Source organism: Chryseobacterium sp. sg2396, assembly GCF_042610505.1.
In the GTDB taxonomy this organism is placed as follows: domain Bacteria; phylum Bacteroidota; class Bacteroidia; order Flavobacteriales; family Weeksellaceae; genus Chryseobacterium.
In genome coordinates this window covers 25,510-51,008 of record NZ_JBHGAQ010000014.1, presented here as the reverse complement: position 1 = coordinate 51,008, position 25,499 = coordinate 25,510, and the positions used below count along the sequence as shown (strand labels likewise).

The window sequence follows — 25,499 nt, the reverse complement described above, 5'->3', positions numbered from 1 at the left end:
AATCACGCTCTATATCAGAAGTTCTTAAGAGAAAAACGCCCCGATGAAAGTCGGGAAAACCATCCTCCAGAGCGGCCAGTCGTGGTTGATCCATTTTCTTTCGTCATACCAGAAATCGATTCCTTTGGAAGACAGGATTTCTGCCATTTCAACGTTTTTATCCCTGCAAATATCCTGGTCGGAAGTACTCAGGATGATGTGCATGTGCTTGTATTTCCAGGCCTCGTCATTGCGTACAAATTCCCTCGGGCAGTTGAAGTAGACCAAATCATCGGAATAGCCGTCCATAAAATTCCTGATGCTGAAAGCTCCTGATAAGCAGAATAAATGCGACACGACATCCGGAAACCGGAAGGCGAAATTAGCCGCATGATAGCCTCCGAAACTTGCTCCGGCTACGGCCACGCGGTGGGTGTTATGGAGTTTCTGAATATAAGGTACGAATTCCTTAATAAGAAACTGTACATATTTTTCATAATTCCTGATTCTCTGCTGTGGTGGAATGCTTTCGTCGTAAAAGCTCCAGCTGTCGATCGTCTGAATGTTGTATAGTTTGACTTTTCCCTGTTCGATAAACCAATTGATGCTTCCGTTCAGGTTAAAATCGTGGTTTTGGGTATACAGTCCCTGTGAAGTCGGGAACATGATGATCGGATATCCGTAATGTCCTGTAACCTCCACTTTAAGGCTGGTTCCTAAAATATGTGAATAATAATCGGTATGTTCTATTTTCGGCATTTTACGATTTGAATTAAATGGATTGCTGATTTATATAAAATTAATAAATTCAACTCTGAAAGAAAGTTCTTACATTTCAATCCGACTTACTGTTTCTGAAATCCTTACGATTGTTTTTAAAGAGTATTCAGGTTAAATTAATTTTATAAAATCAATGATTTCGTTACTTGTAATTTTCTGATTTCAGAATTTATGAAGTCGGTTTTCCTTTTGGAGGGAGTATATTGAGCATTTCGGCCTGAATTTTTTCAGCAGCCGTGTCCAGTCTTTCCTGTACGGTATCTGCATCTTTTGATTTGTAAACAATGCCTACATGATAATCAATCGGCAAGAATCGTACGGCTTCTTCGCATTCAAAAGCACTGTAATCGGGCGTCTGATCTTTAATCAATGCTACGATCAGCCCGGAATAATACCCTGTTGGCTTTGAAATGTTATACTCTTTTTCCCGCAATAACGCATCTTCTATTTTCGCCCATTCTCTCCAGATATTGATGTTGCTGGAAGCTTCTACAAGATCGGGGATATGTGCGCCGCCTACTCTGGATGATGTCTCGAGAAAGTAATATTTACCGTTTTCCCGGCTTCTGATAAATTCGGTATGGGTAGCGCCGTTCATCAGTCCGAAATTGGAAAGGACTTTGGCATTGGCTTTTTCCAGCGCCAGAAATTCATCCGAATAACGCCCCAGAGTTTTGGTTCTGAAAACGCCGCCTTCATGTGAGACCTGCATCGGCGGAGCGAGGTATTTTGAAGCGGAGGTAAAAACGATTTCTTTATTGAAGGTAAGGCTGTCCACATGATAAACATCGCCGGGCTTAAAGCTTTCCAAAAGAAAGAGGTGGCGCTCCTCTCCGAGATTATTGAGGGCCTCCCAGAGTTCATCTCTGGAAGTTAGTTTTTTGATTCCCGAGGCAGAAGCTTCCGACCGCGGTTTCAGCACCCAGGGCGCAGGAACCGTATCGGCAAAAGCATTTACCTCATCATTGTTGAAAACCGCGGTAAATTCAGGAACATGAATACCGGAGTCTTTGGCCTTCTGGCGCATCGCCAGTTTGTCCCTGAAATAGCGGTGGGTCGTCTGGCCCATCCCGGGAATCCTGAATGTCTCGCGGATCAGGGCGGCTTTTTCCACATCATAATCATCCAGCGCAATCACGGCATGGACTTTCCGGGTCTGCATAAGATGGGAAAATCCCTGGATCAGATGGTCGAGATTCCATACGGAAGGTTTAATTTCAGGCATGTAAAAGACTTCGTCGATGGCATGCCAGGGCCAGTTTTTTTCCTTAAGGTTTTCCGATGTTACCAGGATGACTTTATTACCGAGTTTTTTCATTTCATCCATGAAATCGTAACCTTTGTAATAGCACGAAATGCACACTATCGTTTTCTCTTCCATATAATGTTTTTAGTTTTTTAGTGGATTTTCAAAAATAAAAATGATTTTCTATTAATTATTAAATGTTAAAAATGAAAATATCATATATTTTTGAGAATACTATATCAATTATACAGAGAATTTTTTTAATAAACTAATTTTTAGTGATAATTTTCGATTAAATCTGCCAGCAATTGCACGCCGAATCCGGTTGCTGCTTTTTCTTTAGCATAACCTACATTTCCGAAAGCAACCCCTGCAATATCAAGATGCGCCCACTTCGGATGGTTTTCAATGAACTGCTCCAGGAATTTAGCGGCTACGATACAATCACCGATCGGCTTCATCGAAATGTTTTTCAGGTCGGCTACATCAGACCGGATGTCGTCTTTCCATATGTCCCAAAGCGGTAAATTCCAGAGCCTTTGGTTGGTTTTGTCGCCGGTTTTCAGCAGAAGGTTTTTCAGCTCTTCATTGTTGGAAAACAGGGCTCCACAGGTATCGCCGAACATCCGCACCGAACTTCCCGTTAAAGTAGCAAGATCGATCAGGAAATCGGTCTTAAAGTTTTTAGCCATGTACGAAAGCCCGTCTGCCAGAATCATTCGGCCTTCCGCATCCGTATTCAGAACTTCTATGGTTTTTCCGTTGTAGGCGGTAATCACATCGCTCGGAAGAAAAGCTTTCTCGGAGATCGCATTGTCGGTAATCGGCAAAATGGCGATAATATTTACCGGAAGCTGCATTTCGGCAGCGTAGATCAATGTTCCCAACACCGCCGTCGCGCCGCCCATATCAGACTTCATATAGTGCATATTGTCCGGATTTTTCAGGGAGATTCCGCCGGTATCAAACAGCACACATTTACCGACAAGTCCGAAAGTTTTTGCATTTTTAGCGGAAGTTTTGTACTCAAGTATAGTAAAGGCTGCATCATACGCGCTTCCCTGGTTTACGGAGAGATAAGCCCCTAAGCCAAGTTCTTCGCATTTCTTCCTGTTAAAAACCGTGTACTTTAAATCGTATTTTTTTGCTAAATTTTTTAGATATAAGCTGAAAGTATCCGGTTTTTTGAGATTGGCCGGTTTGTTCAGCCATTCCTGGCAGGCCGTCTGCCCGTCACTTATTGCTTCTGTCTTTCTAGCGATATGATCCAGTTTTTTCTGGCTTAAATTTTCAAAATGCAGCTCAAATCTCGGACTCCAGAAAGCATGCGTTTTTTCAAAAGGGTAGCGGTAGGTTCCGGTCAGCAGTCCCTTTACAAATTCTTCAAACTGTTTTTCGGTCATAAAATCCGCCAGCAGCAGGGTTGGGAGCGGCTGTATTTTCTCTTGGTAGGTCTGGGAAAACTTCACCGCGACCTGCTGAACTTCAAAATCCTGCAGTCCAGATTTTCCGAGTCCGATAAAATATGCAGTACCTTCTTCATGTACATTGATAAATACTTCATACTTTTTTCCGGTGAAAAAAGTGGAAATATTCTTATGGAAATTTTTTCCGGATTTCACCCATTCTTCTTCCGTAAAAAGATGGAATACCTGGGTGTAATTTTTATTTTTTTTGTTGATTAGTTTCATAATTAATTATTGATTTTTAACGCTTTCCTGTGTGGGTTTTACTTCCACAGGATTTTCCGTATTGTTGTAGTACAGCCATTCTATGGCTCTGGGGAATTCCTGCGACCAGTAGAATTCGCTGTGGGTACCTTCCGGATTGATGCTGGTCCTGATCTCAAAATCGAAAAGGCGGTTCTGTTCCCATCGTTTGAGGGATTCTTCGAAAACATGAATTCTTTTTACCATCTTGGATCCTTCCTGCCCGCCGCCGTACAGGTAAATTTTTGTTTTAAAAGGAACCCGGAAATTCATCATCGGAAAATTATTATTCGGTTCCACCCAAAGAGACGGTGAGAAAATCAGAAGCTTCGAATAGACTTCAGGATAAAGAAAACCACTGTAAATACTAATAAGAGCACCTAATGAGCTGCCGCCGATTCCTGTGTTTTCGCGGTCTTTTTTGGTGCGGTAATTCTGGTCTATGTAAGGTTTCAGTGTATCGGTAATAAAGCGGATGTACTTTTTGCCTTCCGAACCGTTGGCCACATGGTCATTATCAAAAATATATTCTTTGATGCGGTCCTCGCTGCCATGTTCAATGGCAATGATGATGACATCACCGCGACCGTATTCCGTAAGCACGGAAAGCTTTTTGTCGATCTCCCAGTTCCCGTAATCGCTGCCTTCATTGAAGAGATTCTGCGCATCCTGAAGATACAGTACCGGATAGCTTTTATCCGAAGTGTAATAATCGTAAGGTAAAAGCGCCCATACTTTACGGTACCGGTCAAGCTGCGGGATATAAAATTCTTCCGAAATAATTTCGGCGATGGGGAAATATTCTTCTTTAAAAGGTCCCCAGTTCAGTCTCCATTTTTCTACCGTATCGGAAGCGGTTCCTGAAGATTTCAGAAGCTTCCGGTTGGGCGTAATATTTCCGTAACGGTCGAGTTCTACGTTTTCCCAGCCGCCTTTTGTGAATTTATATTCAATAAGACCCGGCAGCAGCTCATCGTCAATTTCGATAGAATAATGCCTGGAATCTTCTGAGCTTAGGCGAAAACGCTGGTCGCGGGGATTCCAACGGTTGAAGTTTCCGGTGAGGTAAATAATTCTTTCATCATGTTCTGCGGTATAAAGTTCAAACTTCATCAGTGTCTTTACTAATAATTTAAGGGCTAAATTTATAAAAAATCTTTTTATGGCAAATAATTTCCATAATCGTGGAATTAATGGCTGAAAAGCTTTATATTTGATAGAAACTAGGAACAGGAGCGGGTTAACATAATAATTAATTCACTTATAATTAATAGGTATTTCCGGTATTTTCCGTAGTTTCAGAAAAATATAAAATTAAATTAAAACCGTGATGAATTCGGTTAAAACATATACTCTTTTCACAGATCAGGACATTTATCTTTTTAAAGAAGGTAAACATTATAAGCTCTACGATAAGTTCGGAGCACACTCTGCTGAAAAAGATGGAGTACAGGGCGTATACTTCTCGGTCTGGGCGCCCAATGCCAGAAAAGTCTCTGTAATCGGCAATTTCAACAGCTGGAATCCTGACGGTCATATTTTATTTCCCCGCTGGGATGGCTCCGGGATCTGGGAAGGCTTCATTGCGGGACTTACCTGGGGAACGCTGTATAAATATGCCATTGAAACCTACCGCGGCGAAATTCTGGAAAAAAGTGATCCGTATGCTTTAAGCTGGGAGCAGAACCTCCAGGCTGCATCCCTCGTTTCCACGACCTGGTACGAATGGAAAGATAAAGGCTGGATGGAAAACCGTTGGAAGAAAAATACTTTGAATGCGCCGCTTTCCGTTTATGAAATGCATCTGGGGTCCTGGATGAGGGATGAACACAATCCGGAAAGATATTTAAACTACCGCGATGTTGCGGCGAAACTTATTCCTTACATTAAAGATACAGGTTTTACGCATGTGGAATTTATGCCATTAATGGAATATCCGTATGATCCAAGCTGGGGCTACCAGATTACCGGTTTCTATGCCGCGACTTCACGCTTCGGCTCGCCTCAGGATCTGATGTTCCTGATTGATGAACTGCACCGGAACGAAATCGGGGTGATCTTAGACTGGGTGCCTTCGCATTTTCCGGGTGATGCCAACGGGCTGCACCGGTTCGACGGTTCGCACCTTTACGAGCATGAAGATCCGCGAAAGGGTTTTCATCCCGACTGGAAATCCTATATTTTCAATTACGGAAGGAATGAAGTGAAATCTTTTCTGATTTCCAATGCCATGTTTTGGCTGGAACGATATCACGCTGACGGATTACGAGTAGATGCGGTGACTTCGATGCTTCATCTGGATTATTCCCGGAACGAAGGAGAATGGGAACCGAATATCTACGGAGGGAATGTTAACCTGGAAGCCAAAACCTTTTTACAGGAATTCAATACCGCTGTATATAAAGAATTCGGCGACAACATCATCACCATTGCGGAAGAAAGCTCCGATTTTCCCAAGCTCACCAAACCTGTGCATAACGGCGGTGTAGGATTCGGGATGAAATGGATGATGGGCTGGATGCACGATACGCTGGCTTATTTTAAGGAAGATCCTGTCAACCGGAAATTTTTCCACCATAAGCTGACCTTCGCATCCATGTACATGTACAATGAAAATTACATGATGCCGCTGTCGCATGATGAAGTCGTTCACGGAAAAGCCAGTCTGATCTATAAAATGAAGGGCGACGAATGGCAGAAGTTTGCCAACCTTCGTGCGCTGTATGTCTATATGTTTACGCATCCTGGAGCAAAGCTGCTTTTCATGGGCGACGAATTCGGGCAAACCAGCGAGTGGAATTTCAAGAAGAGCCTGGAATGGCATCTGCTGGATTATCCCGTTCATAAAGGACTGCAGACTTTGGTGAAAGATTTAAACCATCTTTACCGTAAGGAAACGGCATTTTACGAAAATCAGTTCAGTCCGGAAGGTTTTGAATGGGTAGAGGCTGATGATACGGACAATTCGGTATATATTTATCTGAGAAAAGGAAAAAAGAAAGACGATGTCCTGATGATTATTCTGAATTTAACACCAAGGGTTTTGGATTATAAAATCGGAGTCGACGCAGGAAGTCATTGGGAGATTATTTTTAGTTCCGATGATGAAAAATACGCCGGAAGCGGGGTAGAACCGGATATATTCAGAGAAGATCAGGAAGAATACAAAGGACATAAAAAATCCATCAGCATTAAGCTGCCCCCACTGGCCGGAGTGGTTTTAAGAAAGAAACATACGAATGTAGAGAAAGTGAAAACAATCAATATAAAAGATAAAAAAGAGAGCATGTCTATAAAGCGTTCCGGAAATAATAAATTTTGATCGCAGAATAGGTACGGAAGTGCACATCTTGTCAGTTTGCAGGCATAAATAAAACTAAATTAAGTTCAGCCCGTGCAAAATTTTTATAAATAATAAACTTCAGAATAGTAAAACAATAAATGATAGGGAAAAATATGACAGTATTTCATATCAGTACAGAATGTTATCCGGTAGCGAAAGTAGGAGGGTTGGCCGATGTCGTAGGCGCTTTGCCAAAATATCAGAACAAAATTAAAGGAGTTGATGCGAAGGTGGTTATGCCTTGGTATAACAAATCTTTCATATACGACCATGAGTTTGACATAGTTTTTGATGGGTTCATCCACCAGGGACCAAACATGCTCCAGGTGCAGGTTTTAAAGGAAAAATCAGATGTGTTGGGCTTTGAATTATACATGGTGAGGATTCCGGGACTTCTGGACCGCGACAATCCTTACGGGTATGCAGACGAGAACTTTCAGTTTATCGGTTTTCAGCACGGAGTTCTTCACTGGCTCAGCGCGATGCAGATCCGTCCGGATGTTCTGCATTGCCACGATTATCATACGGGGCTGATTCCTTTTATGATTGAACATTGCTGGGAATTTTCCTTTTTAAAAGGGGTGAAAACCATTGCCACCATTCACAACGGCGAATATCAGGGAATGATGAGCTGGGAAATGGCTAGTTATATTCCTTCTTTTGACCGGTACAAATGGGGACTAATGGATTGGGACGGACTTATTAATCCATTAGCAAGCATGATTAAATGTGCACATGCTTTTACGACAGTTTCCCAGGGATATCTTGAGGAACTTTTCGTAAGCTTCCGCGGATTGGAAGGCCTGGTAAGGGATGAGTTCGGAAAAGCATACGGGATTATCAACGGAATTGATACCGAAGTATGGAATCCGGAGACCGATCCGATGCTGGATTTTAATTTCAATAAAAAAAATGCAGTCGCGCTGAAGAAAAAGAATAAGGAAAAGCTCTGTAAAGAATACGGACTACGGCCGGAATTGCCACTATTTGCCTTCATTGGAAGATTTGCTACCGAGAAGGGTGCTGATTTCCTTCCGGATGTTGTCTGGAGGAGCATTACGCAGACTCATGGGGCATTAAACATCATGATTCTGGGATCCGGGAATCCCTATATCGAAAATAAGCTGAAAGAGTACGACTATATTTACAGCAATTTTGCGCTGGACCTCGGATATAAGGAATATCTTTCGCATAAAATATACGCTTCGGCGGACTTTTTGCTGATGCCATCGAGGGTTGAGCCCTGCGGACTGAACCAGATGTATTCCATGCGATACGGTACGGTTCCGATCGTACGATATACGGGAGGCCTGCGGGATACGGTGAATGATATTTCGACAGGCGGAGCAGGATTGAATTTCACCGCTCCGGGCGTTGATGACATCATTCACGCGATGAACAGAGCGTTGCTGTTATACAACCAGAAAGGGACAATGGAAAACCTGATTCATGCCAATATGAATTTTGATTTTGCATGGGAAAAATCTGCTGAAAAGTATATTAATTTATATAAAAACTAATAACTTACACCATTAAAAATTTTAGTTTTCCTATTCAGCTTTGGATTTTTTAATTTAACCAGAATCTTTTTCAAATTGATTTGCTGGAAAATAGAATAATAAGAATAAAAAATAAATGTACGTATATGAATCGCAATGTAATATCCATTGTTTTAGGAGGCGGAAGAGGAACCAGATTATTTCCTCTTACCTATTCAAGGTCTAAGCCGGCTGTTCCGATCGCCGGAAAGTACCGGTTGGTTGATATTCCTATTTCTAATTGCCTGAATTCAGGAATGAACAAGATCCTGGTTTTAACGCAGTTTAATTCAGCTTCACTGAATTCGCATATCAAAAATTCTTACCACTTCGATATTTTCAGCAAAGGATTCGTAGATATCCTGGCAGCAGAACAGAATGTAGAAAACGAAAACTGGTACCAGGGAACGGCAGATGCCGTACGCCAGTCGATGAAACATCTGGACAAATACGATTATGAGTATATCCTGATCCTTTCCGGAGACCAGCTGTACCAGATGGATTTTAAAGAAATGCTGGATTTTCATATTGAAAAGGGCGGCGACGTAACGATTGCCACGATTCCTGTTAATGCAAAAGATGCCACAGGTTTCGGAATCCTGAGTTCCGATGATGAGGGAAATATTACCTCTTTCGTTGAAAAGCCTGGCTATGATATGCTGGATGGCCTGAAATCTGAAGTTTCTGACGAAAATAAGCATTTGGGCAAAGAATATCTGGCGTCCATGGGGATTTACATCTTTACAAAAAGCATCCTGAAAAAAATGTTTGATGAAGGAGCGGGAGACGATTTCGGGAAAGACATTATCCCGAATTCAATTGGGAAGTATACCACTTTGAGCTATCAGTATGAAGGCTACTGGACCGATATCGGTACTATTGAGTCGTTCTACGAAGCCAACCTGGATCTTTGTCATGATTTTCCTCAATTCAATCTGTTTTCTTCTTCACCGATTTACACCAGAGCGAGGATGCTTCCGCCATCGAAAATTAACGGTTCTTACGTAAGCAAAGCTGTTTTTGGAGACGGTTGTATCATCATGGCCGATAAAATTGAAAATTCAGTGATCGGAAACCGTACACGCATTGATAAGGGCAGTACCATCGTCAACTCTTATGTGATGGGTTCTGATTTCTACCAAGGCACGGCTGAGATCGTTGAAAATGACAACAACGGTCATCCGAACATGGGTATCGGGAAATATTGCTACATTGAGAAAGCAATCTTAGATAAAAACTGCTACATTGGCGACAACGTAAGAATCATCGGAGGCAAGCACCTTAAGGACGGTGATTACGGAACGCATTCGGTGCAGGACGGGATTATTGTCGTGAAGAAAGGTGCCGTGCTGAGAGCAGGAACGCATATCGGATAGAAAAATGATAACTCCAATGAAAATAAACTTCTGTTTTTTCATTCCTTATCTTAAATAAATTAAAACAGAGTGGCCCTCATATTGGTCACTCTTGTTATTTTCTATACATTTGTGTCATGCGTTTTTTTAAGATCATAGCGGTACTTGTTGTTTTGCTGATCGGAGCTTATGCGGCTTCGATGTACTATTTTGTGGATGAAAGCAAGGATTTCAAAATAGAAAAGGAGATCGATTACCCTTTGGAAAAGGTCTTTTTGCAGTTCAATAACCTGCAGCATTTTACGCGCTGGAACAACTTCTTCACGAGCTCCAAATCCGTGGATATTGATTACTATACGCCTTACGAAGGACAAGGAAGCTCTATCAGCTATGCCGATCCTAAAAACGACACCGACGGGGAGATGTTCATCCGGTATGAAAATCCGAACAAGTCGCTCCGGTACCAGCTTTTTGAAGATAAAAATGAGAGCCCGACCGTCGTGGATGTTAAATTCAAAGCCCTGGCTGCAGAAAAAACAAAAATTACCTGGGTGGTGCATACGCCAAAGCTATCCGTTCTGAGAAGGGTGGAAAATTTCTGGACGGAAGACCGTTTCGCAGAAAACATCGATAAAAGCATGGTGAACCTTAAAAATGTCCTCGGCAATAAGGTGGAAAAGGATAACCAGATGGCTGCCATCAAATACGACAGCATTATGGTTGAAAATGAGGAAGAAAAGCTGTTGCTGGGGATCAACGTAAGTGCTTCCAATAAGAAAGATGCATTGTACAAAAACATTGTGATGAATTACAATAAAATCTACAATTACACCACAATGGACCTGGGCAAGAAAGAGGATGAATTCGGTTATCCGGTCCTGGTGACCGATGCCGATAATTATAAAGACAAAGAAGTGTCTTATTTCCTGGGAATTCCGTTGTCTAAAAAGTTTGGCGTTACAGATAATAATTTCAGTTTCAGGACGCTTAATCCGGCACAGAATTATGTGATGTATTACAAGGGAAATTATGAAGGCAGGGTGAAGGCTATACAACAATTAATCCAGAAGGCCAAGAAAGATGAGATGCGTTTTAATGATATTCGTCAGACTTTTATAGAACGCCCTCTGGAAGACCAGAATGTCAATATGAAACTCTCATTATCAGTATTTAAGTAGGAAATTATTTTATACTTTTTTTAATAGTTTAAAGGCTGCTCCAAGTCGGTTTTTTTTATTAAATTTGAAGCTTAATTCGACAAACAAATTTTAATAACAGATAAACTGTAATAATGGACAGATTTTCATTCCTAAACGCAGCTCATTCTCAGTTAATTGAGGATTTATACCAACAGTACTTAAAATATCCGGACTCTTTGGAGCCATCATGGAAAGCCTTCTTTCAGGGCTTCGATTTTGCGCTGGAGAACTACGGGGACGATGATAACGTTCAATATGTTCAGGCTCCGGCCGCCTCAGCTCCTATAGTACAGCAGGCAGCGCAGGCCGCTTCAAACGGCGAGGTTCCGGAACACATCAAAAAGGAATTTAAGGTAGTAAACCTGATCGAGGCGTACAGGACAAGAGGGCATCTGTTCACAAAAACCAATCCTGTTAGGGAAAGAAGACATTATACGCCGACGCTGGACATTGAAAACTTCGGTCTGGACAAATCGGATTTGAATACAAAATTCAACTGTGCGGTCGAGACAGGAATGAAAGGACCGGCAACCTTGCAGGAGCTGATCACCCATCTGGAGAATATTTACTGCGATTCCATCGGGGTTGAGTATATGCACATCAATAATGTTGAAGAGAAAGATTACATCAAACAGTGGCTTCAGGTAAACGAAAACCACCCGAACCTTTCTGCCAACGAAAAAACGGAAATTCTGTTAAAATTAAATCAGGCCGTAGCCTTTGAAAATTATCTTCATACAAAATTTGTCGGACAGAAAAGATTTTCCCTTGAAGGAGGGGAGACGCTTATTCCTGCATTGGACCAGCTGATCACAAGATCTTCACAGTTAGGCGTTGACGAGGTGGTCTTAGGAATGGCTCACAGAGGAAGGCTGAATGTGCTTACCAACATTTTCGGAAAATCGTACAAGCAGATCTTCTCAGAATTCGAAGGCAAAGAATTTGAAGAGGACGTATTCTCGGGAGACGTAAAATACCATTTAGGTTCATCCAAAAAAATCAAAACGGCTTCCGGCGAGGAAGTTTCGATCAATTTAACGCCAAACCCGTCTCACCTTGAAACGGTAGCTGCTCTTGTAGAAGGGATCTGCCGTGCAAAAGTTGACGATAAATACAAAGATTATTCTAAAGTTTTACCGATTATTATTCATGGGGACGGTGCATTGGCAGGTCAGGGTATCGCTTATGAAGTAGCCCAGATGATGACGTTGGAAGGATACAGAACGGGAGGAACCGTTCATATTGTGGTGAACAACCAGGTATCATTTACTACCAACTACATGGATGCAAGATCGTCCACGTACTGTACAGATGTTGCAAAAGTTACGGAATCTCCTGTGATGCATGTTAATGCGGATGATGCGGAAGCAGTAGTACATGCGATCCATTTCGCTGCAGATTTCAGAGCGAAATTCGGTAAAGATGTGTACATCGATTTACTGGGTTACAGAAAATACGGGCATAATGAAGGGGACGAACCGAGATTTACACAGCCTAATCTGTATAAAATAATTTCCAAGCATCCGAATCCAAGAGAAATCTACAAAGACAAGTTATTAAAAGATAACGTGACTTCCAATGACGTTATCGCTAAAATGGAAACTGAATTTAAGGCGCTTCTGGATAAAGATTTCGATGCATCTAAAGAAATCGAGAAAAACGTAATGGATCTTTTCATGGCAGATGACTGGACGAATTATCCTATCGCCAAGAGAGGAGCGGTTCAGCAGCCTGTAGATACGAAATTTGATATTGAAAAGCTGAAGGAACTGGCCGTTAAGATGTCTACACTTCCGGCTGATAAAAAGTTCCTTAATAAAATCACAAGACTTTTTGAAAACAGAATTAAAGCCATCGAAGGAAATTCTTTAGACTGGGCACTTGGGGAATGGCTGGCTTATGCAACCCTTCTTGTAGAAGGTCATAATGTAAGAATCTCAGGGGAAGACGTGGAAAGAGGAACATTCTCCCACAGACATGCGGTGGTAAAAACCGAAGACACGGAAGAAGAATACATCCCGTTGAGACACGTTTCTGAAAACAGGTTCGATGTTTACAACTCGCACCTTTCCGAATACGGAGTTTTAGGTTTTGACTATGGCTATGCGATGGCTTCTCCTAATACCTTAACCATTTGGGAAGCTCAGTTCGGGGATTTCGTAAACGGTGCACAGATCATCGTTGACCAGTACCTGGCAGCGGCAGAGGAAAAATGGAAAATCCAGGATGGTCTTGTTATGCTATTGCCTCACGGTTCAGAAGGACAAGGTGCAGAACACTCTTCCGCAAGACTGGAAAGATTCCTGACGCTTTGCGCCAACGAAAATATGGTGGTTGCGAATATCACTTCACCGGCAAATTACTTTCACCTGTTAAGAAGACAGCTAAAATGGGCATTTAGAAAGCCGTTGATCGTCATGAGTCCTAAATCTCTGCTGAGACATCCGAAAGTGGTTTCCCCGCTTGAGGATTTCGCAACGGGAAGTTTCCAGCCAATCCTTGATGATCCTGCAGCAGATCCTGCAAAAATTGAGAAATTAGTGCTTTGTTCAGGTAAGCTTTATTTTGAACTACTGGCTAAAAAAGAAGAGCTAAATGCTGAAAACATTGCCCTGGTAAGATTCGAGCAATTATATCCTCTTCAGACAGATGCCATCGAAGCGATCTTTGAAAAATATTCAAACCGAAAAGAAATCGTATGGGCTCAGGAGGAACCGGAAAACATGGGTGCGTGGTCTTATATCCTGAGAAACTTCAGAGATACGGGGATCCAGGTAATTGCTCCGGTACCGAGCGGTGCTCCGGCTCCGGGAAGCCATAAAATGTTCGAGAAAAACCAGAATGCAGTAATCAACAGGGTGTTCGACAGAAACGATGCTCCGGTAAAAAGACCTGTAACCGCTTAATAAAATAATAATCAATAAAAAAATAAAAAATACGATATGTCAGTTTTAGAAATGAAAGTTCCTTCACCGGGCGAATCCATTACAGAAGTTGAAATTGCAACCTGGCTTGTAAAAGATGGGGATTATGTAGAAAAAGACCAACCCATTGCTGAAGTGGATTCAGACAAAGCTACTCTTGAATTGCCTGCTGAGCAAAGCGGTATTATTACTCTGAAAGCTGAAGAAGGTGATGTAGTACAGGTAGGGCAGGTAGTTTGTCTTATCGATATGGATGCTGCGAAGCCTGAAGGAGGAAATGCTCCTGCTGCAGAAGCACCAAAACAGGAAGAAGCACCGAAAACGGCTCAGCCTGCCCCACAGGAAGCACCTAAGCCTGCTGCTCAACCTGCTCCGGCAGCTGCAACACAGACTTATGCAACCGGTGCTCCTTCTCCTGCTGCGAAAAAGATCCTTGACGAAAAAGGAATGGATGCCGCACAGGTTTCAGGAAGCGGAAGAGACGGAAGAATTACAAAATCTGATGCTGAACTGGCAGCAGTTCCTGCACTGGGAGGAAATCCGGTAACAGCTACAGGTTCCCGTTCTACAACCACAACAAAACTTTCAGTTCTTAGAAGAAAAATCGCACAGAGACTGGTTTCTGTAAAAAATGAAACCGCGATGCTGACGACTTTCAACGAAGTTGATATGTCCGAGATCTTCAGATTAAGAAAACAATATAAAGAAGAATTTGCACAGAGACACGGTGTGGGTCTTGGTTTCATGTCTTTCTTCACGAAAGCGGTAACCAGAGCGTTACAGATGTATCCGGACGTAAACGCATCCATCGACGGTGATTTCAAAGTGAACTATGATTTCTGCGATATTTCCATAGCTGTTTCAGGACCTAAAGGATTAATGGTTCCGGTACTGAGAAATGCGGAAAATATGTCTTTTGCAAGCGTTGAGGCAAATATCAAAGACCTTGCGATCAAAGTAAGAGACGGAAAGATCACGGTTGACGAAATGACGGGCGGTACTTTCACCATTACCAATGGTGGTACTTTCGGTTCCATGTTGTCTACACCGATCATCAATCCTCCTCAATCTGCGATCCTTGGAATGCACAATATTATCCAGAGACCGGTTGCGGTTGACGGGCAGGTGGTAATCCGTCCGATGATGTATGTAGCCATGTCTTACGACCACAGAATTATCGATGGAAAAGAGTCTGTAGGATTCCTTGTAGCGGTAAAAGAGGCGATTGATAACCCGGTAGGAGTTTTAATGAACGGAGACGAAAGAAAAGGTCTCGGATTGTAAGATTAAAAAACAATTACCCAATAAATTTAAGATCTCGCCTCAAAAAGGCGAGATTTTTGTATCTCCTATAGTAAATACTAAGATGATGTTCTCAAAAATAACCTCCAATATCAAAGTTTCAGTAGTTCCTGAATATGATATCAAAAACAGTTACCCCTCTGAAAACCGTTATGTCTTCAAGTACCACATCACCATCGAAAACGACGGCAGTTTCCCGATTAAGGTGCTAAAAAGAAAATGGCTGATCTTCGACGTTGGCTTTGGATATACGGAAATTACCGGTGATGGCGTTATTGGACTTACCCCGGAGATCACAAACGGCGAAAATTTCACGTATTTTTCCAATGTGATGCTTCGGTCCGGTGTAGGGAACATGAGCGGAAAATACCTGGTAAGAAATATGGATACCCAGGAAAATTTTGAAATCGATATTCCAAAGTTTAATCTTCTGTCTGAAGTTTTGAGTAATTAAAGAAATCTATTAAATCGGGCTATAGCCTGTCAGTGTTGTAAGTTAAAAATTGTTCTTAGCCAAACCCCCAGTTATTTTATGTAAACCCACGATCTGACAGTATACAAATTAACTGAAATCGATTTCGATTTTTATTATATTTTCTGATCAAATTAAAAGCCAAAAGTCAGAGTTTTTTAATTTTCAGTTTCATACAATCCGCTATTTCCTCATTAGTGGTTAAAAACAGCTTTTCGAAAGCAAGCAGAGATATCTTCGCACATACCTCTGCATCGGCACCTGCACGGTGATGATTAAAACTGATCTGATGATATTCGGCTAAAGGTTTTAGCCCGTATTTAGGAAGGTAATTCCATGATTTTTTAGCCAGTTGGATGCTGCAAAGATAGTTTAGCTTCGGCGTAAACATTCCGTAGTGATTAAGGCAGCCTCGCAAAACTCCTGCATCAAAGCCGGCATTGTGGGCAATCATTAAAGTTCCGTACATCATTTCTTCGACCTCGTACCAAATCTCATCGAAAGTAGGCGCATCTTTTACATCGTCAGGGATAATTCCGTGAACATCTACATTAAACGGACTGAAATACGGAAAACTCGGTGGCTTGATGAGCCAGGTTTTTGTTTCGACAATCTTAGAGTCTTGTACAATACATACCCCCAGTTCACACGCAGAATTTCTCTCGTGTGTTGCCGTTTCGAAATCAATTGCACAAAAATCCATTGTCGTAATTTTTAATTAAAATTAAATTATTTTCTTCCCAAAAAATGTTTAAAAATTAGCCATTCTGTCTGGTAAAAATGGGTTTTCTGATATTTCTGTCTACGTTTCCAGTTTCCAGCTGCATATCCGTAAAAACTGAAATGCGCTTTTAAGACAGCCACGAAATGAGGAAAGCCGAGCTTTATTCCAAAATAAACTCCGGCAATACCATCCAGACAGAGCCTCAGAAAAAGAATGCCGATCAATTGTGGGAAAGGTACGTTCTTTAAGATCATGGAGAGATTATTCCGGATATTCAGGAACGTTTTCCTTGGGCTCTGCTTGTTCAACGTTCCGCCGCCTACGTGGTATACTTTTGATTTCCAGGTGTAGAAGATCTTTTTTCCCGAGTTAATTAGTCGCCAGCACAGATCGATTTCTTCCTGATGGGCAAAAAACCGCTCATCAAACCCGTTCTGATCCCAGAAATCTTTCGAACGGATAAAAAAGCAACATCCCGACGCCCAAAAAATTTCGGTCTCATCATCATACTGGCCTTTATCCTCTTCAATATCATCAAATATCCTTCCTCTGCAGTACGGATAACCAATATTGTCGATCAGTCCGCCAGCTGCTCCGGCAAATTCAAAATAAGTTCTGCGGTCATAGGCTAAAATTTTAGGCTGAATGGCTGCAATAGACAGATCTCTTTCAAAGAGGTCTAAAACAGGATCTATCCAACCCTCTGTAACTTCTACATCGGAGTTCAGAAGGCAGTATAATTCGTTGCCGATATGTTTCAGTCCTTCATTATAGCCACCTGCAAAACCGTAGTTTTTGTCGTTTTTAATGACCTTGACAGAGGGAAAGTTTTCTATTAGGTATGTCACAGAATCATCAGTCGAGCAATTATCGATCACATACACCTCTGCATCAGTGGAAAACCGTATTACATCCGGCAGGAATTTTTCGAGCCAGTTTTTTCCATTCCAGTTGAGAATGGCAACTGCTAATTTTTTTGACATGAGGAAGGCTATATTTTTTCTGAATCAAATTTTTTAATAGAGTCCTGGTATTTCCATTTGCGGTGTGACCAAAGGTAATTATCAGGACGTTTATGCAAGGTATTTTCCAGAAGCTTATGGAATTTTTTTACCACTTCATTCTCTGTAAATTTTTCGCCGTCGGGATAAATCCGGTGATAATTAACCTGGTAATATCCGCGTTTCACCTTCTTCATCTCGCAATAGATGAAAGCGAGGTCCATTCTGGTTGCCAGCTTGTCGTATCCGATAAAGGCAGGTGTTCTCTGGTTTAAAAATTCCAGTCCGTAGGTTATGTGAGAAAAATGAGGTGTCTGATCTGCAACGAACATATAAGCGGAGTTTCCGTCGTTTTTCGATCTGAAAATATTTAAAATAACTTCGTTGGCTTCCAGAGGTTCATTCCCAAACCGGCTTCGGACTTTCCTCATCTGATTTTCCCAGAAATCATTGTTTACTTTGCGATATACAGGATGGCAGTGGTCCTGTGGGATAAATCTGGCCATTGCATTGATCCATTCCCAATTGAAAACGTGTCCGGCGAGCATGATTACATTTTTGCCTTCTGCTTTGGCATCATGGAATACCTGCTGGTTGATATGCTGCATCCTTACGCGGGATTCTGTTTCGGAAATGCTGAATGACTTTACGGTTTCCACCAGATAATCTGAAAAATTCCGGTAGAATTTTTTTTTGATCTGCCTTATTTCTCCATCCTGTTTTTCAGGAAAAGAATTTTTTAAATTCTGGGTGATAACATTTTCTCTGTACGATACAATATAATAATTCAGAAAGAAAATAACATCTGAAAATAGGTATAAAACTTTCAGCGGAAGCTTAGAGATGAGATTTAATATTTTAATAAGAAAATTCATAAAACAGACAAATTTACGCATAAAAAAATTATGGTTCTATTTTTGCTGCCAATAAGTATTATTTTTTTATTTTTATGCTATGAAAAAATTAATGGTAACCGCTTTTCTGGGATTAAGCCTGGTTGTATTTTCCCAGGAGTTAAAAGATAAAATCAAAGAGAAGCCAAAGGATAATGCACTGTTGGTAAAAACCGAACACGCAGAGCTTGAAGCAAAGAAAAAGGCAGCCGAAGAAAAAGCAAAGCTTCCGAAACCTTACGATCCGAATGCAGATGCCGAGAAGGATATACAGAATCTGATCGCAAAAGCGAAAAAGGACAAAAAGAACATTATGATCCAGGCCGGCGGGAACTGGTGCATCTGGTGCCTGAGATTCAATCAGTATGTGCAGACAACGCCTGAGCTGAAGAAGATCGTGGATGAGAATTATGAATATTATCACCTGAACTATTCTCCGGAAAATAAAAATGAAAAGATTTTCGCGAAATACGGAAATCCCGGAGATCAATTTGGCTATCCGGTATTCATTATTCTAGATCAGAACGGAAAAATGATCCATGTGCAGCAGAGTGATGTCCTGGAAGAAGGAAAAGGTTACAGCCTTGACAAAGTAAAAGAGTTTTTTAATACATGGACTCCAAGATCATAAATAAAGCCGGGAAATTTTCCCGGCTTTTTTATTAAATTATAATCAAAGCTTTATTACTTATGTCTGAGGAATTTCATACCAATTGGTGCCGTCACAGAAAAACTCTGAAGTAAAGTATACCGAAGCATAAGTATTTGCTCCTACTACGGAGTTTCCTGCATACAGGGATCCTGAAGGTGTTCTGGCACTCGACGCCCAGTTGGTACCGCCCTGAAAAGAGGTATAGGAAATTCTGAATTTTGCTCCGTAACCTGCCGTAGCAGGTGCAGGTAAGGTAAGGAAAATGCTGGCAGAAGTATTTCCCTGTATGGCAGCCCAGTCGAAAAGCAGGATGCCTCCTAAATCTGCCATAGTTACCGTGTAATTATTATTGCCTACGGCCAGAGTAATCTTCTTGAATGGCGTGCTTGATCCGCTTACATTTCCCCAGGAAAGGTTTGAGCCGTCTGTGGTAAGGAATTTTCCGGCATTATTGGTCTGGCTGGGCAGTGAGCTTCCTCCTCCCGCTGCAGCCCAGGTCCCGTCTCCCCTGAGGAAAGTGGCAGAACCGGGCGTCCCTGTAGCCGAAATTTTTCCGATGCTTACAGACTGGGCAGCCAGTTTTGTTGTCGTTACGGCATTATCTGCTATCGCAGTAACTCCGTTATCCGTTATGCTTATATCTCCTGTCATGGTTTTTGGAGGTTGCGGTGCATAAGGGGAAGCGGAAGACGTGAGGTAGATCTGGGCGCCTGCGGATCCGTTGGAGAAGCCCTGCCCGTTGGTTCCGTTGCATACATAGCGGGTGTCTGTAATTTCGGAAGCATCCAGAATTCCGTTACTATTGTTATCGGTACCGCTTTCAATTTTCATACCTCCCGTTGTACAATTGCCTCCTGCAGATTCTGCTGTGGTTTTTACCAGGGCATTTTTCCCGTTGCTTCCTCCGATACCGGAAAGGAAAGTACCTGAAGCTGTCCCGTCGTCATTGATGGTAATAAGGTTGGTTCCTGCTGAATTTTCGATCTTCAGGCTTTGTGTGGCATTGGTAGAACCCTTCCCTTTAAGATGTAGGGTGGCGGTAGGAGTCGCCGTATTGATTCCCACATTTTTTTCATACTGAGCCTGCACAAAGGCCATGCTTCCGAAAACGAAAATACCCGATAGATAAATTTTCCTCATAATTCATTATATTTTATTAATTCATTTTAAATCAGTATTATTTTAATTAAACTTTTGCTTTTTTAAACAAAAGCAAAATAATTCTGTAAAAAATGATGAGCCAAAAATATTGAAAAGATCAGTGAATCCACGCACAGATGGGGATGGGATTTTTATTGGGTGTCTTTGGGATTGTATTCTGTACCGTATGCCCATTATTTATCAATCCAAGAAATGGGATTAAATAAAAAATGCTGCCTCAAAGGAGACAGCATGATATGTAAAATACTCTTAAAAGTATTATTAAGCTTCTTCAGAAGAAGTTTCTTCCTTTTTAGCAGGAGCTGCTTTCGGAGCTTCTACCGGAGCGTCAGATACGATGTCGAATTCAAAGTTGTATTCAACATTTCTGTGTAATCTGATGTTAGCGGTAACTTTACCTGTTCTCTTGATCGTGTTCCCAGGAATTTTGATGTATTTTTTCTCTACAGATACACCTGCTTTTTCTAAAGCGGCAGAAAGATCTGCATTGTTGATCGATCCGAATAATTTATCACCTGAACCTACTTTTGCAGGAATTGTAACAGAAGTTTTCTTCAATTGCTCTACTACCGCGTTTGCAGCAGCGATTAATTTAGCTTCTTCTTCTTTTCTTGCTTCCAGCGTAGCTTCAAGAGCTGCTTTGTTTTTAGGAGTTGCTAAAAGCGCATATCCTTGAGGGATTAAGAAGTTTCTGGCATAACCAGGCTTTACGCTTACGGTGTCGAATTCAAGACCTAAGTTTTCTACGTCTTTTTTTAGGATAATGTCCATTGTTGTTGTCCTTTTTTAGATTTTAGAAGTCTAAAATCAAGTTAGAATTAATGATGTATTCAGCAACAAAAAGCCAAAAGCACAAGGCTAATGGCTGATTGTAATATTTTTTACTTTAATAAGTCAGCTACGTATGGTAGTAATGCTAAGTGTCTTGCTCTTTTGATTGCAGCAGAAACTTTTCTCTGATATTTTAAAGAAGTTCCGGTATATCTTCTTGGTAAGATCTTACCTTGCTCGTTTACGAATTGTAATAAGAAATCAGCATCTTTGTAATCTACGTGCTTAATTCCGTATTTTTTGAATCTACAATATTTCTTTTCAGATTTTGTATTGATATCAAGCGGAGTAAGGAATTTTACTTCAGATTCTCCTCCAGCTGAGGCTTGTTTAGCCATTTCGTCTATTGCCATGTCTTGTCTTTTTTAAAAAATAGGGTTGATAATTAAGCTCTAGCAGCTTTTACTTTAGCTCTTCTTGTTACAGCGTAGTCTACAGCATGCTTGTCAAGTTTTGTAGTCAGGTAACGGATTACTCTTTCGTCACGCTTGAATGCCAATTCAAGATCAGCTACTACAGAACCTTCACCTTTAAATTCGACTAAAGTGTAGAATCCGTTCTTTTTCAATTGGATCGGATAAGCTAATTTTTTTAATCCCCAGTTTTCTTTAGCAACGATTTCGCAGTTCTTTTCTTTGATAAGATCTACATACTTGTTCACTGCTTCCTCCACCTGAGCTTCAGATAGAACGGGAGTTAAAATGAAAACAGTTTCGTAATTGTTCATAATGTTAAATGAATTTGTTAATTATTTCGAGGTGCAAAATTAGGGCAAATTTATGAACTATACAAGTTTTTATTTGTTATTTATCGTATTTTCGTTGTTCAGTAAATCACTAATAAATAATAGCCATGAAATACAAAAATTATCTGTTACCGCTTTTATGCATGGGTGCATTCTGCTTCGGTCAGGATAAAATCTCAATGAAAAATGGAGATCAGGTAGATGCGAAAGTTATGGAAGTAAACCCTTCTGTAATTATCTACAAAGAATCCGACAATCCCGAAGGGCCGCTTCATTCCATCAGTAAATCCGATATTTACAGGATTACTTACAGTAGCGGAAAAATCGATGTTTTAGGAAAATATTCCAGTGCGGAAGAAGCAAAAAAAATTATCGTCAGTGCCATCAACAAATTCGGAGTCCACCGGAATATCAGCTGGGAAAAGCTTCAGGCTGAATTTAAAGGAGATTTGCTGAGAATCAATTCCATTAATAAAAAGGGGAGCGTCGTGGAAGAAGGTGATTTCTGGGACCTTGGTAAGGTGGTTGAGTTCCATAAAATTTCATTCCGGAGTAACAATGTCTGTTACCTAAACATCATAACTGACCGGATTCGGAATTCTAAACCTGAAGTTGACAAACTGGTGATTAAAATGACCGATTACCAGGCTGGAGAAAACGTACTGGATGCGATGAAAGACCTTCAGATCATGCTCAGAAAAAATTAATTTATTTTCTGCACTAAAAAAGACCTGCAATACAAATTACAGGTCTTTTAAATATTGCTATTTCAGGTTTATTTTTTAATAACTTTCGTTGATTGTACACCGCTTTCTGTCTGTGCCGTTACAATATATGTTCCTGCAGGTAATGTTGATAAACTGATATTGAATGTATTCTGATTAACACCTGAGGCGATTACATTTCTACCTGACATATCAGCGATAGTTACTGATTTTACCTTTGCTTTAGATTCAAAATTTAAAATATCACTTGTAGGATTAGGATATATCCTGAATACGGAATCTTTTTTATTAATTTCATCTACAGCCAAAGAAGATGATACGACGTTTACCGTGTAATCTTCTGCCTGTCCGTAATCGGAACCTGTACAAGGATCCGTAAGATCGGGATCATCATCAACAGTCCCGTAGATCTTTTTCACACGCATTCTTGTACTTCCCGTAAGTGCGGTTGCGGGAACAGCGATGGACTGCACTGCCTGAGTAGCATCTTCCCCGGTTGATGCGGTAATGGTTTGCGTAACGGGGTAAACTTCGCCGGGATCATTGAGAACGCCGTTCTGATTCCAGTCGATGAATACGGCAAAACTGTTTTCGTAATTTCCACCCGTATTTCCCTTCAGGGTAATATTATACGACTGGCCGGCTGTTACAGTAGCGGTCTGGGATAAGAAGAATTGATGGTAATCTCCTACATACGGATCAGAATCGGTTGCATTATTTATTCCTGAAAAATTAACGAGTGTGATCGGTTCATCCCCTTCGCCTCCAAAGCCGTCCTCAAAAGTTAAAGGTCCGCAGTAATTAAGCTGAGCGGAATTTGAAGCCTCCACTGAAAAATCATCAATGTAAAGAGCGGCACCATCATTCCCCACATACTGGAAGGCAACTTTTACATTCGGATTGTTTTTGTATGCACTGATGTCGATCATTACGGAATTCATAACATAATTGGAAAAAGTTCCCAAATTCGTTTCAGACCAGATCTGATTCCATGTAACCCCGTTATCGGTAGAAATTTTTACAAAAGCATCGTAATTATTATTAGGATCTACGGACCAGTAATAACTTAGACCGGCTTTGAATTTGAGGTAATAGTAAGTAGCATTTCCGAGATTCACAGAGGGAGAGATCAGCCATTCGTTTTGCTGTCCCGGAGTATCATCATAATCCACCGAAGCGACACTGCCGGATGAAACGGATGAGACTTTCCAGGTCTCATTGGGATTTGACTGCTGTACTACCCATGTGGAAGGAATTGTTGTACCATTAAAATTTTCGCTGAGAATAACCTGACTAAAACCTGGTAGCGGCAGAGCCAGAAGTACTGCATAAAGTAATTTTGTTCGCATAATTATTAATATTTTGTTGAAATCAAATATAATAAAAAAAATATAACAGTCAAAATATCAATAATTTACATTTAATGTTTTATGGTTTTATAGATGCTTTAAAGAAACTTTAAATATTAACAGAAATAAAAAGGCGATAAAGCACTAATTTTCTTTATTTCTTATTTCGGTGAGAAAATTTATCTTAATTAAATCATATAAAGAATGCCGGCTTACCAAAATAGAAACAATTGATGACACCATTCCCGCCAGCATTAAATGAAAAATCAAAGAATGCCGGTCGGTCATTTCCAGTACAATAATAGCTGATGTAAAAGGCGCTCTGGTAATTCCCGTTAAAAAAGCAACCATTCCTGCTAATACAACGACGTTTGTTTCGTTCTGGCTTAAATGAATAAATCCTGAAATTACGGAGCCGATGCTGGCCCCCGCCGTTAAAGCAGGAGCAAAAATTCCTCCCGCACCGCCGGAAGTAAAGGAAAGGGCAGGGCCCAACATCCTTAAAACGGGAACATACCAGTCTTCATGTTTTTCCGAAGTAAACAGCACCCGCTCCATAATCTCCTTGCCGGACCCTAAAATTTCCCGGTTGATAAAGAACGCAACCGATGCAATGAGCAAAGCGGAAATAATAAGGAAAACAATGTGAGCCCTGTCGGTCTTTAACTTTTTCTTTTTCCATGCCGTTATTTTCAGCATGATGACGGAAAGCTGACTGGCTAAAATTCCGGCTGTTCCGGCTACCAGCATGATAGGGAACATAACCATCAGTGAGACGTCGTTGGTTTTAGGATATCCCAGGTAAAGGTAAGATCCAGCCAGGGTCTGGGCTGTTAAGCCTGCGATAATGACCGCCGTAAACAATGCCGTTTTAAAGTAATTGATATGCGTCTTCGAAAGCTCCTCAACGGCAAATACAATTCCTCCGAGAGGCGTATTGAATGCAGCCGCAAGTCCGGCAGCTGCACCTGTCATGATCATGTTCTTCTTGGATATTTTGGGCCACCAGGCAGGAAGATATTCATTCACTTTCCGGAAAACCGATCCTGCGATCTGGATCGTAGGGCCTTCGCGCCCAACGGCTCCTCCGCCGATCACCAGCACAAGGGAGGAAAGGATTTTGAAAACAATGATCTTTACGCTTAATAAATTCCTGATGGTCCGGTGCTCTTTTGGATTAGCCAGCTCTACCGCTGCCATCACCTGAGGGATTCCGCTTCCTTTTGCATTGGGCGCGAATTCCTTCACCAGCCACCAGGAGAGTACAAATCCCATAGGGGCAATAATAAAGATCATCCACAAATGCCAGTTCAGAATAAAATGCAGAAGATTTTCACCCCAGGCAAAGATCTTGGCATACATTACCGCCATAAATCCGGTAATGACCGAACCTATCCAAAAGGGAACGGCCTGAAGAAGGTTGTTCTTCAGCTGTTCGTTCCGGATATTGTCGAAGGATTTTTTAATGGATCTTCTGATCAGGGCCAGGATTTTTAGCATTCGGTACATTTGAAGGTCATAAATAAAAATACGTAAAAAAATTGTTTAAAAGCAAAAGTTTGATAAAGTAA

Annotated in this window: 22 protein-coding genes; 9 read left to right on the top strand and 13 right to left on the bottom strand. The window is 41.2% G+C overall.

Going from position 1 to position 25,499, the window contains the following annotated elements:
- Positions 1-24 precede the first annotated feature (24 nt).
- The 4 genes from ACED20_RS14855 to ACED20_RS14840 all read right to left on the bottom strand — a co-directional run bounded on the left by ACED20_RS14855 (position 25) and on the right by ACED20_RS14840 (position 4,827).
- A complete protein-coding gene (locus ACED20_RS14855) occupies positions 25-738 on the bottom strand; it encodes an alpha/beta hydrolase-fold protein (RefSeq protein WP_294230966.1) in 714 nt (237 codons plus the stop codon).
- Between the two features lie 190 nt (positions 739-928).
- Positions 929-2,140, bottom strand: a complete 1,212-nt coding sequence (locus tag ACED20_RS14850; protein ID WP_294230964.1) for an acetyl-CoA carboxylase biotin carboxylase subunit family protein — start codon at positions 2,138-2,140, stop codon at positions 929-931.
- A 140-nt stretch (positions 2,141-2,280) separates the two neighbouring features.
- Positions 2,281-3,696 carry a M17 family metallopeptidase gene (locus tag ACED20_RS14845; RefSeq protein ID WP_378105437.1) on the bottom strand — a complete coding sequence of 472 codons (1,416 nt, stop codon included), beginning with the start codon at positions 3,694-3,696 and terminating at the stop codon, positions 2,281-2,283.
- Between the two features lie 6 nt (positions 3,697-3,702).
- Positions 3,703-4,827: an alpha/beta hydrolase gene (locus tag ACED20_RS14840; protein WP_294315997.1), complete on the bottom strand. Its 1,125-nt coding sequence runs from the start codon at positions 4,825-4,827 to the stop codon at positions 3,703-3,705.
- Positions 4,828-5,044: 217 nt separating this feature from the next.
- Between ACED20_RS14840 and glgB the strand changes: the two genes are divergently transcribed.
- The 7 genes from glgB (at position 5,045) to apaG (ending at position 15,829) form a co-directional block, all read left to right on the top strand.
- Entirely contained in the window at positions 5,045-7,036 is a 1,992-nt protein-coding gene (gene glgB / locus ACED20_RS14835; RefSeq protein ID WP_345765781.1) for a 1,4-alpha-glucan branching protein GlgB, read from the top strand.
- 134 nt (positions 7,037-7,170) lie between these two features.
- Positions 7,171-8,577 carry a glycogen synthase gene (locus ACED20_RS14830; protein ID WP_378105434.1) on the top strand — a complete coding sequence of 469 codons (1,407 nt, stop codon included), beginning with the start codon at positions 7,171-7,173 and terminating at the stop codon, positions 8,575-8,577.
- 125 nt (positions 8,578-8,702) lie between these two features.
- Complete coding sequence (locus ACED20_RS14825) at positions 8,703-9,971, top strand: glucose-1-phosphate adenylyltransferase (RefSeq protein WP_294199462.1); 1,269 nt, start codon at positions 8,703-8,705, stop codon at positions 9,969-9,971.
- 116 nt (positions 9,972-10,087) lie between these two features.
- Positions 10,088-11,128 (top strand): SRPBCC domain-containing protein, encoded by a 1,041-nt coding sequence (locus ACED20_RS14820; RefSeq protein WP_345765779.1) that lies wholly within the window; start codon positions 10,088-10,090, stop codon positions 11,126-11,128.
- A gap of 113 nt (positions 11,129-11,241) precedes the next feature.
- Entirely contained in the window at positions 11,242-14,055 is a 2,814-nt protein-coding gene (locus tag ACED20_RS14815) for a 2-oxoglutarate dehydrogenase E1 component (protein ID WP_378105431.1), read from the top strand.
- A 36-nt stretch (positions 14,056-14,091) separates the two neighbouring features.
- Complete coding sequence (gene odhB / locus ACED20_RS14810) at positions 14,092-15,357, top strand: 2-oxoglutarate dehydrogenase complex dihydrolipoyllysine-residue succinyltransferase (RefSeq protein WP_294197769.1); 1,266 nt, start codon at positions 14,092-14,094, stop codon at positions 15,355-15,357.
- An 82-nt stretch (positions 15,358-15,439) separates the two neighbouring features.
- Positions 15,440-15,829 (top strand): Co2+/Mg2+ efflux protein ApaG, encoded by a 390-nt coding sequence (apaG, locus tag ACED20_RS14805; protein WP_294220056.1) that lies wholly within the window; start codon positions 15,440-15,442, stop codon positions 15,827-15,829.
- Positions 15,830-15,995: 166 nt separating this feature from the next.
- Here the strand turns inward: apaG and ACED20_RS14800 are convergent, their stop codons facing one another.
- From ACED20_RS14800 to ACED20_RS14790, 3 genes are read right to left on the bottom strand one after another with little or no spacing between them, the layout of a single operon-like run.
- Entirely contained in the window at positions 15,996-16,550 is a 555-nt protein-coding gene (locus ACED20_RS14800) for a 3'-5' exonuclease (RefSeq protein WP_294234729.1), read from the bottom strand.
- Positions 16,551-16,576: 26 nt separating this feature from the next.
- Complete coding sequence (locus tag ACED20_RS14795; RefSeq protein WP_378105426.1) at positions 16,577-17,554, bottom strand: glycosyltransferase family 2 protein; 978 nt, start codon at positions 17,552-17,554, stop codon at positions 16,577-16,579.
- An 8-nt stretch (positions 17,555-17,562) separates the two neighbouring features.
- Entirely contained in the window at positions 17,563-18,447 is an 885-nt protein-coding gene (locus tag ACED20_RS14790) for a lysophospholipid acyltransferase family protein (RefSeq protein WP_294197776.1), read from the bottom strand.
- Between the two features lie 79 nt (positions 18,448-18,526).
- Here ACED20_RS14790 and ACED20_RS14785 point away from each other — a divergent pair, with 79 nt between their 5' ends.
- Complete coding sequence (locus tag ACED20_RS14785) at positions 18,527-19,096, top strand: thioredoxin family protein (protein ID WP_378105423.1); 570 nt, start codon at positions 18,527-18,529, stop codon at positions 19,094-19,096.
- Positions 19,097-19,153: 57 nt separating this feature from the next.
- Here ACED20_RS14785 and ACED20_RS14780 read toward each other — a convergent pair whose 3' ends face one another.
- The 4 genes from ACED20_RS14780 to rpsF form a co-directional block, all read right to left on the bottom strand.
- On the bottom strand, positions 19,154-20,257 hold the full coding sequence (locus tag ACED20_RS14780) for a hypothetical protein (protein WP_294238232.1): 1,104 nt from the start codon (positions 20,255-20,257) through the stop codon (positions 19,154-19,156).
- Between the two features lie 282 nt (positions 20,258-20,539).
- Positions 20,540-21,049, bottom strand: a complete 510-nt coding sequence (gene rplI, locus ACED20_RS14775) for a 50S ribosomal protein L9 (RefSeq protein ID WP_294294941.1) — start codon at positions 21,047-21,049, stop codon at positions 20,540-20,542.
- Positions 21,050-21,159: 110 nt separating this feature from the next.
- Complete coding sequence (rpsR, locus tag ACED20_RS14770) at positions 21,160-21,462, bottom strand: 30S ribosomal protein S18 (RefSeq protein ID WP_002979091.1); 303 nt, start codon at positions 21,460-21,462, stop codon at positions 21,160-21,162.
- A gap of 32 nt (positions 21,463-21,494) precedes the next feature.
- Positions 21,495-21,836 carry a 30S ribosomal protein S6 gene (gene rpsF / locus ACED20_RS14765; RefSeq protein WP_294198903.1) on the bottom strand — a complete coding sequence of 114 codons (342 nt, stop codon included), beginning with the start codon at positions 21,834-21,836 and terminating at the stop codon, positions 21,495-21,497.
- Positions 21,837-21,961: 125 nt separating this feature from the next.
- Between rpsF and ACED20_RS14760 the strand changes: the two genes are divergently transcribed.
- Positions 21,962-22,561: a hypothetical protein gene (locus tag ACED20_RS14760; protein ID WP_294238230.1), complete on the top strand. Its 600-nt coding sequence runs from the start codon at positions 21,962-21,964 to the stop codon at positions 22,559-22,561.
- A 68-nt stretch (positions 22,562-22,629) separates the two neighbouring features.
- On the opposite strand, the gene ACED20_RS14755 is transcribed toward ACED20_RS14760, so the two are convergent.
- Positions 22,630-23,928: a GEVED domain-containing protein gene (locus tag ACED20_RS14755; RefSeq protein ID WP_378105415.1), complete on the bottom strand. Its 1,299-nt coding sequence runs from the start codon at positions 23,926-23,928 to the stop codon at positions 22,630-22,632.
- 144 nt (positions 23,929-24,072) lie between these two features.
- Complete coding sequence (locus tag ACED20_RS14750) at positions 24,073-25,428, bottom strand: chloride channel protein (protein ID WP_294238224.1); 1,356 nt, start codon at positions 25,426-25,428, stop codon at positions 24,073-24,075.
- Between the last annotated feature and the right edge of the window lie 71 nt (positions 25,429-25,499).

What these genes read in the sequence shown, in the direction of transcription:
- ACED20_RS14855 (WP_294230966.1), bottom strand. Translation starts at nt 738, where the DNA reads ATGCCGAAAATAGAACATACCGATTATTATTCACATATTTTAGGAACC.
- ACED20_RS14850 (WP_294230964.1), bottom strand. Translation starts at nt 2,140, where the DNA reads ATGGAAGAGAAAACGATAGTGTGCATTTCGTGCTATTACAAAGGTTAC.
- ACED20_RS14845 (WP_378105437.1), bottom strand. Translation starts at nt 3,696, where the DNA reads ATGAAACTAATCAACAAAAAAAATAAAAATTACACCCAGGTATTCCAT.
- ACED20_RS14840 (WP_294315997.1), bottom strand. Translation starts at nt 4,827, where the DNA reads ATGAAGTTTGAACTTTATACCGCAGAACATGATGAAAGAATTATTTAC.
- glgB (WP_345765781.1), top strand. Translation starts at nt 5,045, where the DNA reads ATGAATTCGGTTAAAACATATACTCTTTTCACAGATCAGGACATTTAT.
- ACED20_RS14830 (WP_378105434.1), top strand. Translation starts at nt 7,171, where the DNA reads ATGACAGTATTTCATATCAGTACAGAATGTTATCCGGTAGCGAAAGTA.
- ACED20_RS14825 (WP_294199462.1), top strand. Translation starts at nt 8,703, where the DNA reads ATGAATCGCAATGTAATATCCATTGTTTTAGGAGGCGGAAGAGGAACC.
- ACED20_RS14820 (WP_345765779.1), top strand. Translation starts at nt 10,088, where the DNA reads ATGCGTTTTTTTAAGATCATAGCGGTACTTGTTGTTTTGCTGATCGGA.
- ACED20_RS14815 (WP_378105431.1), top strand. Translation starts at nt 11,242, where the DNA reads ATGGACAGATTTTCATTCCTAAACGCAGCTCATTCTCAGTTAATTGAG.
- odhB (WP_294197769.1), top strand. Translation starts at nt 14,092, where the DNA reads ATGTCAGTTTTAGAAATGAAAGTTCCTTCACCGGGCGAATCCATTACA.
- apaG (WP_294220056.1), top strand. Translation starts at nt 15,440, where the DNA reads ATGATGTTCTCAAAAATAACCTCCAATATCAAAGTTTCAGTAGTTCCT.
- ACED20_RS14800 (WP_294234729.1), bottom strand. Translation starts at nt 16,550, where the DNA reads ATGGATTTTTGTGCAATTGATTTCGAAACGGCAACACACGAGAGAAAT.
- ACED20_RS14795 (WP_378105426.1), bottom strand. Translation starts at nt 17,554, where the DNA reads ATGTCAAAAAAATTAGCAGTTGCCATTCTCAACTGGAATGGAAAAAAC.
- ACED20_RS14790 (WP_294197776.1), bottom strand. Translation starts at nt 18,447, where the DNA reads ATGAATTTTCTTATTAAAATATTAAATCTCATCTCTAAGCTTCCGCTG.
- ACED20_RS14785 (WP_378105423.1), top strand. Translation starts at nt 18,527, where the DNA reads ATGAAAAAATTAATGGTAACCGCTTTTCTGGGATTAAGCCTGGTTGTA.
- ACED20_RS14780 (WP_294238232.1), bottom strand. Translation starts at nt 20,257, where the DNA reads ATGAGGAAAATTTATCTATCGGGTATTTTCGTTTTCGGAAGCATGGCC.
- rplI (WP_294294941.1), bottom strand. Translation starts at nt 21,049, where the DNA reads ATGGACATTATCCTAAAAAAAGACGTAGAAAACTTAGGTCTTGAATTC.
- rpsR (WP_002979091.1), bottom strand. Translation starts at nt 21,462, where the DNA reads ATGGCAATAGACGAAATGGCTAAACAAGCCTCAGCTGGAGGAGAATCT.
- rpsF (WP_294198903.1), bottom strand. Translation starts at nt 21,836, where the DNA reads ATGAACAATTACGAAACTGTTTTCATTTTAACTCCCGTTCTATCTGAA.
- ACED20_RS14760 (WP_294238230.1), top strand. Translation starts at nt 21,962, where the DNA reads ATGAAATACAAAAATTATCTGTTACCGCTTTTATGCATGGGTGCATTC.
- ACED20_RS14755 (WP_378105415.1), bottom strand. Translation starts at nt 23,928, where the DNA reads ATGCGAACAAAATTACTTTATGCAGTACTTCTGGCTCTGCCGCTACCA.
- ACED20_RS14750 (WP_294238224.1), bottom strand. Translation starts at nt 25,428, where the DNA reads ATGCTAAAAATCCTGGCCCTGATCAGAAGATCCATTAAAAAATCCTTC.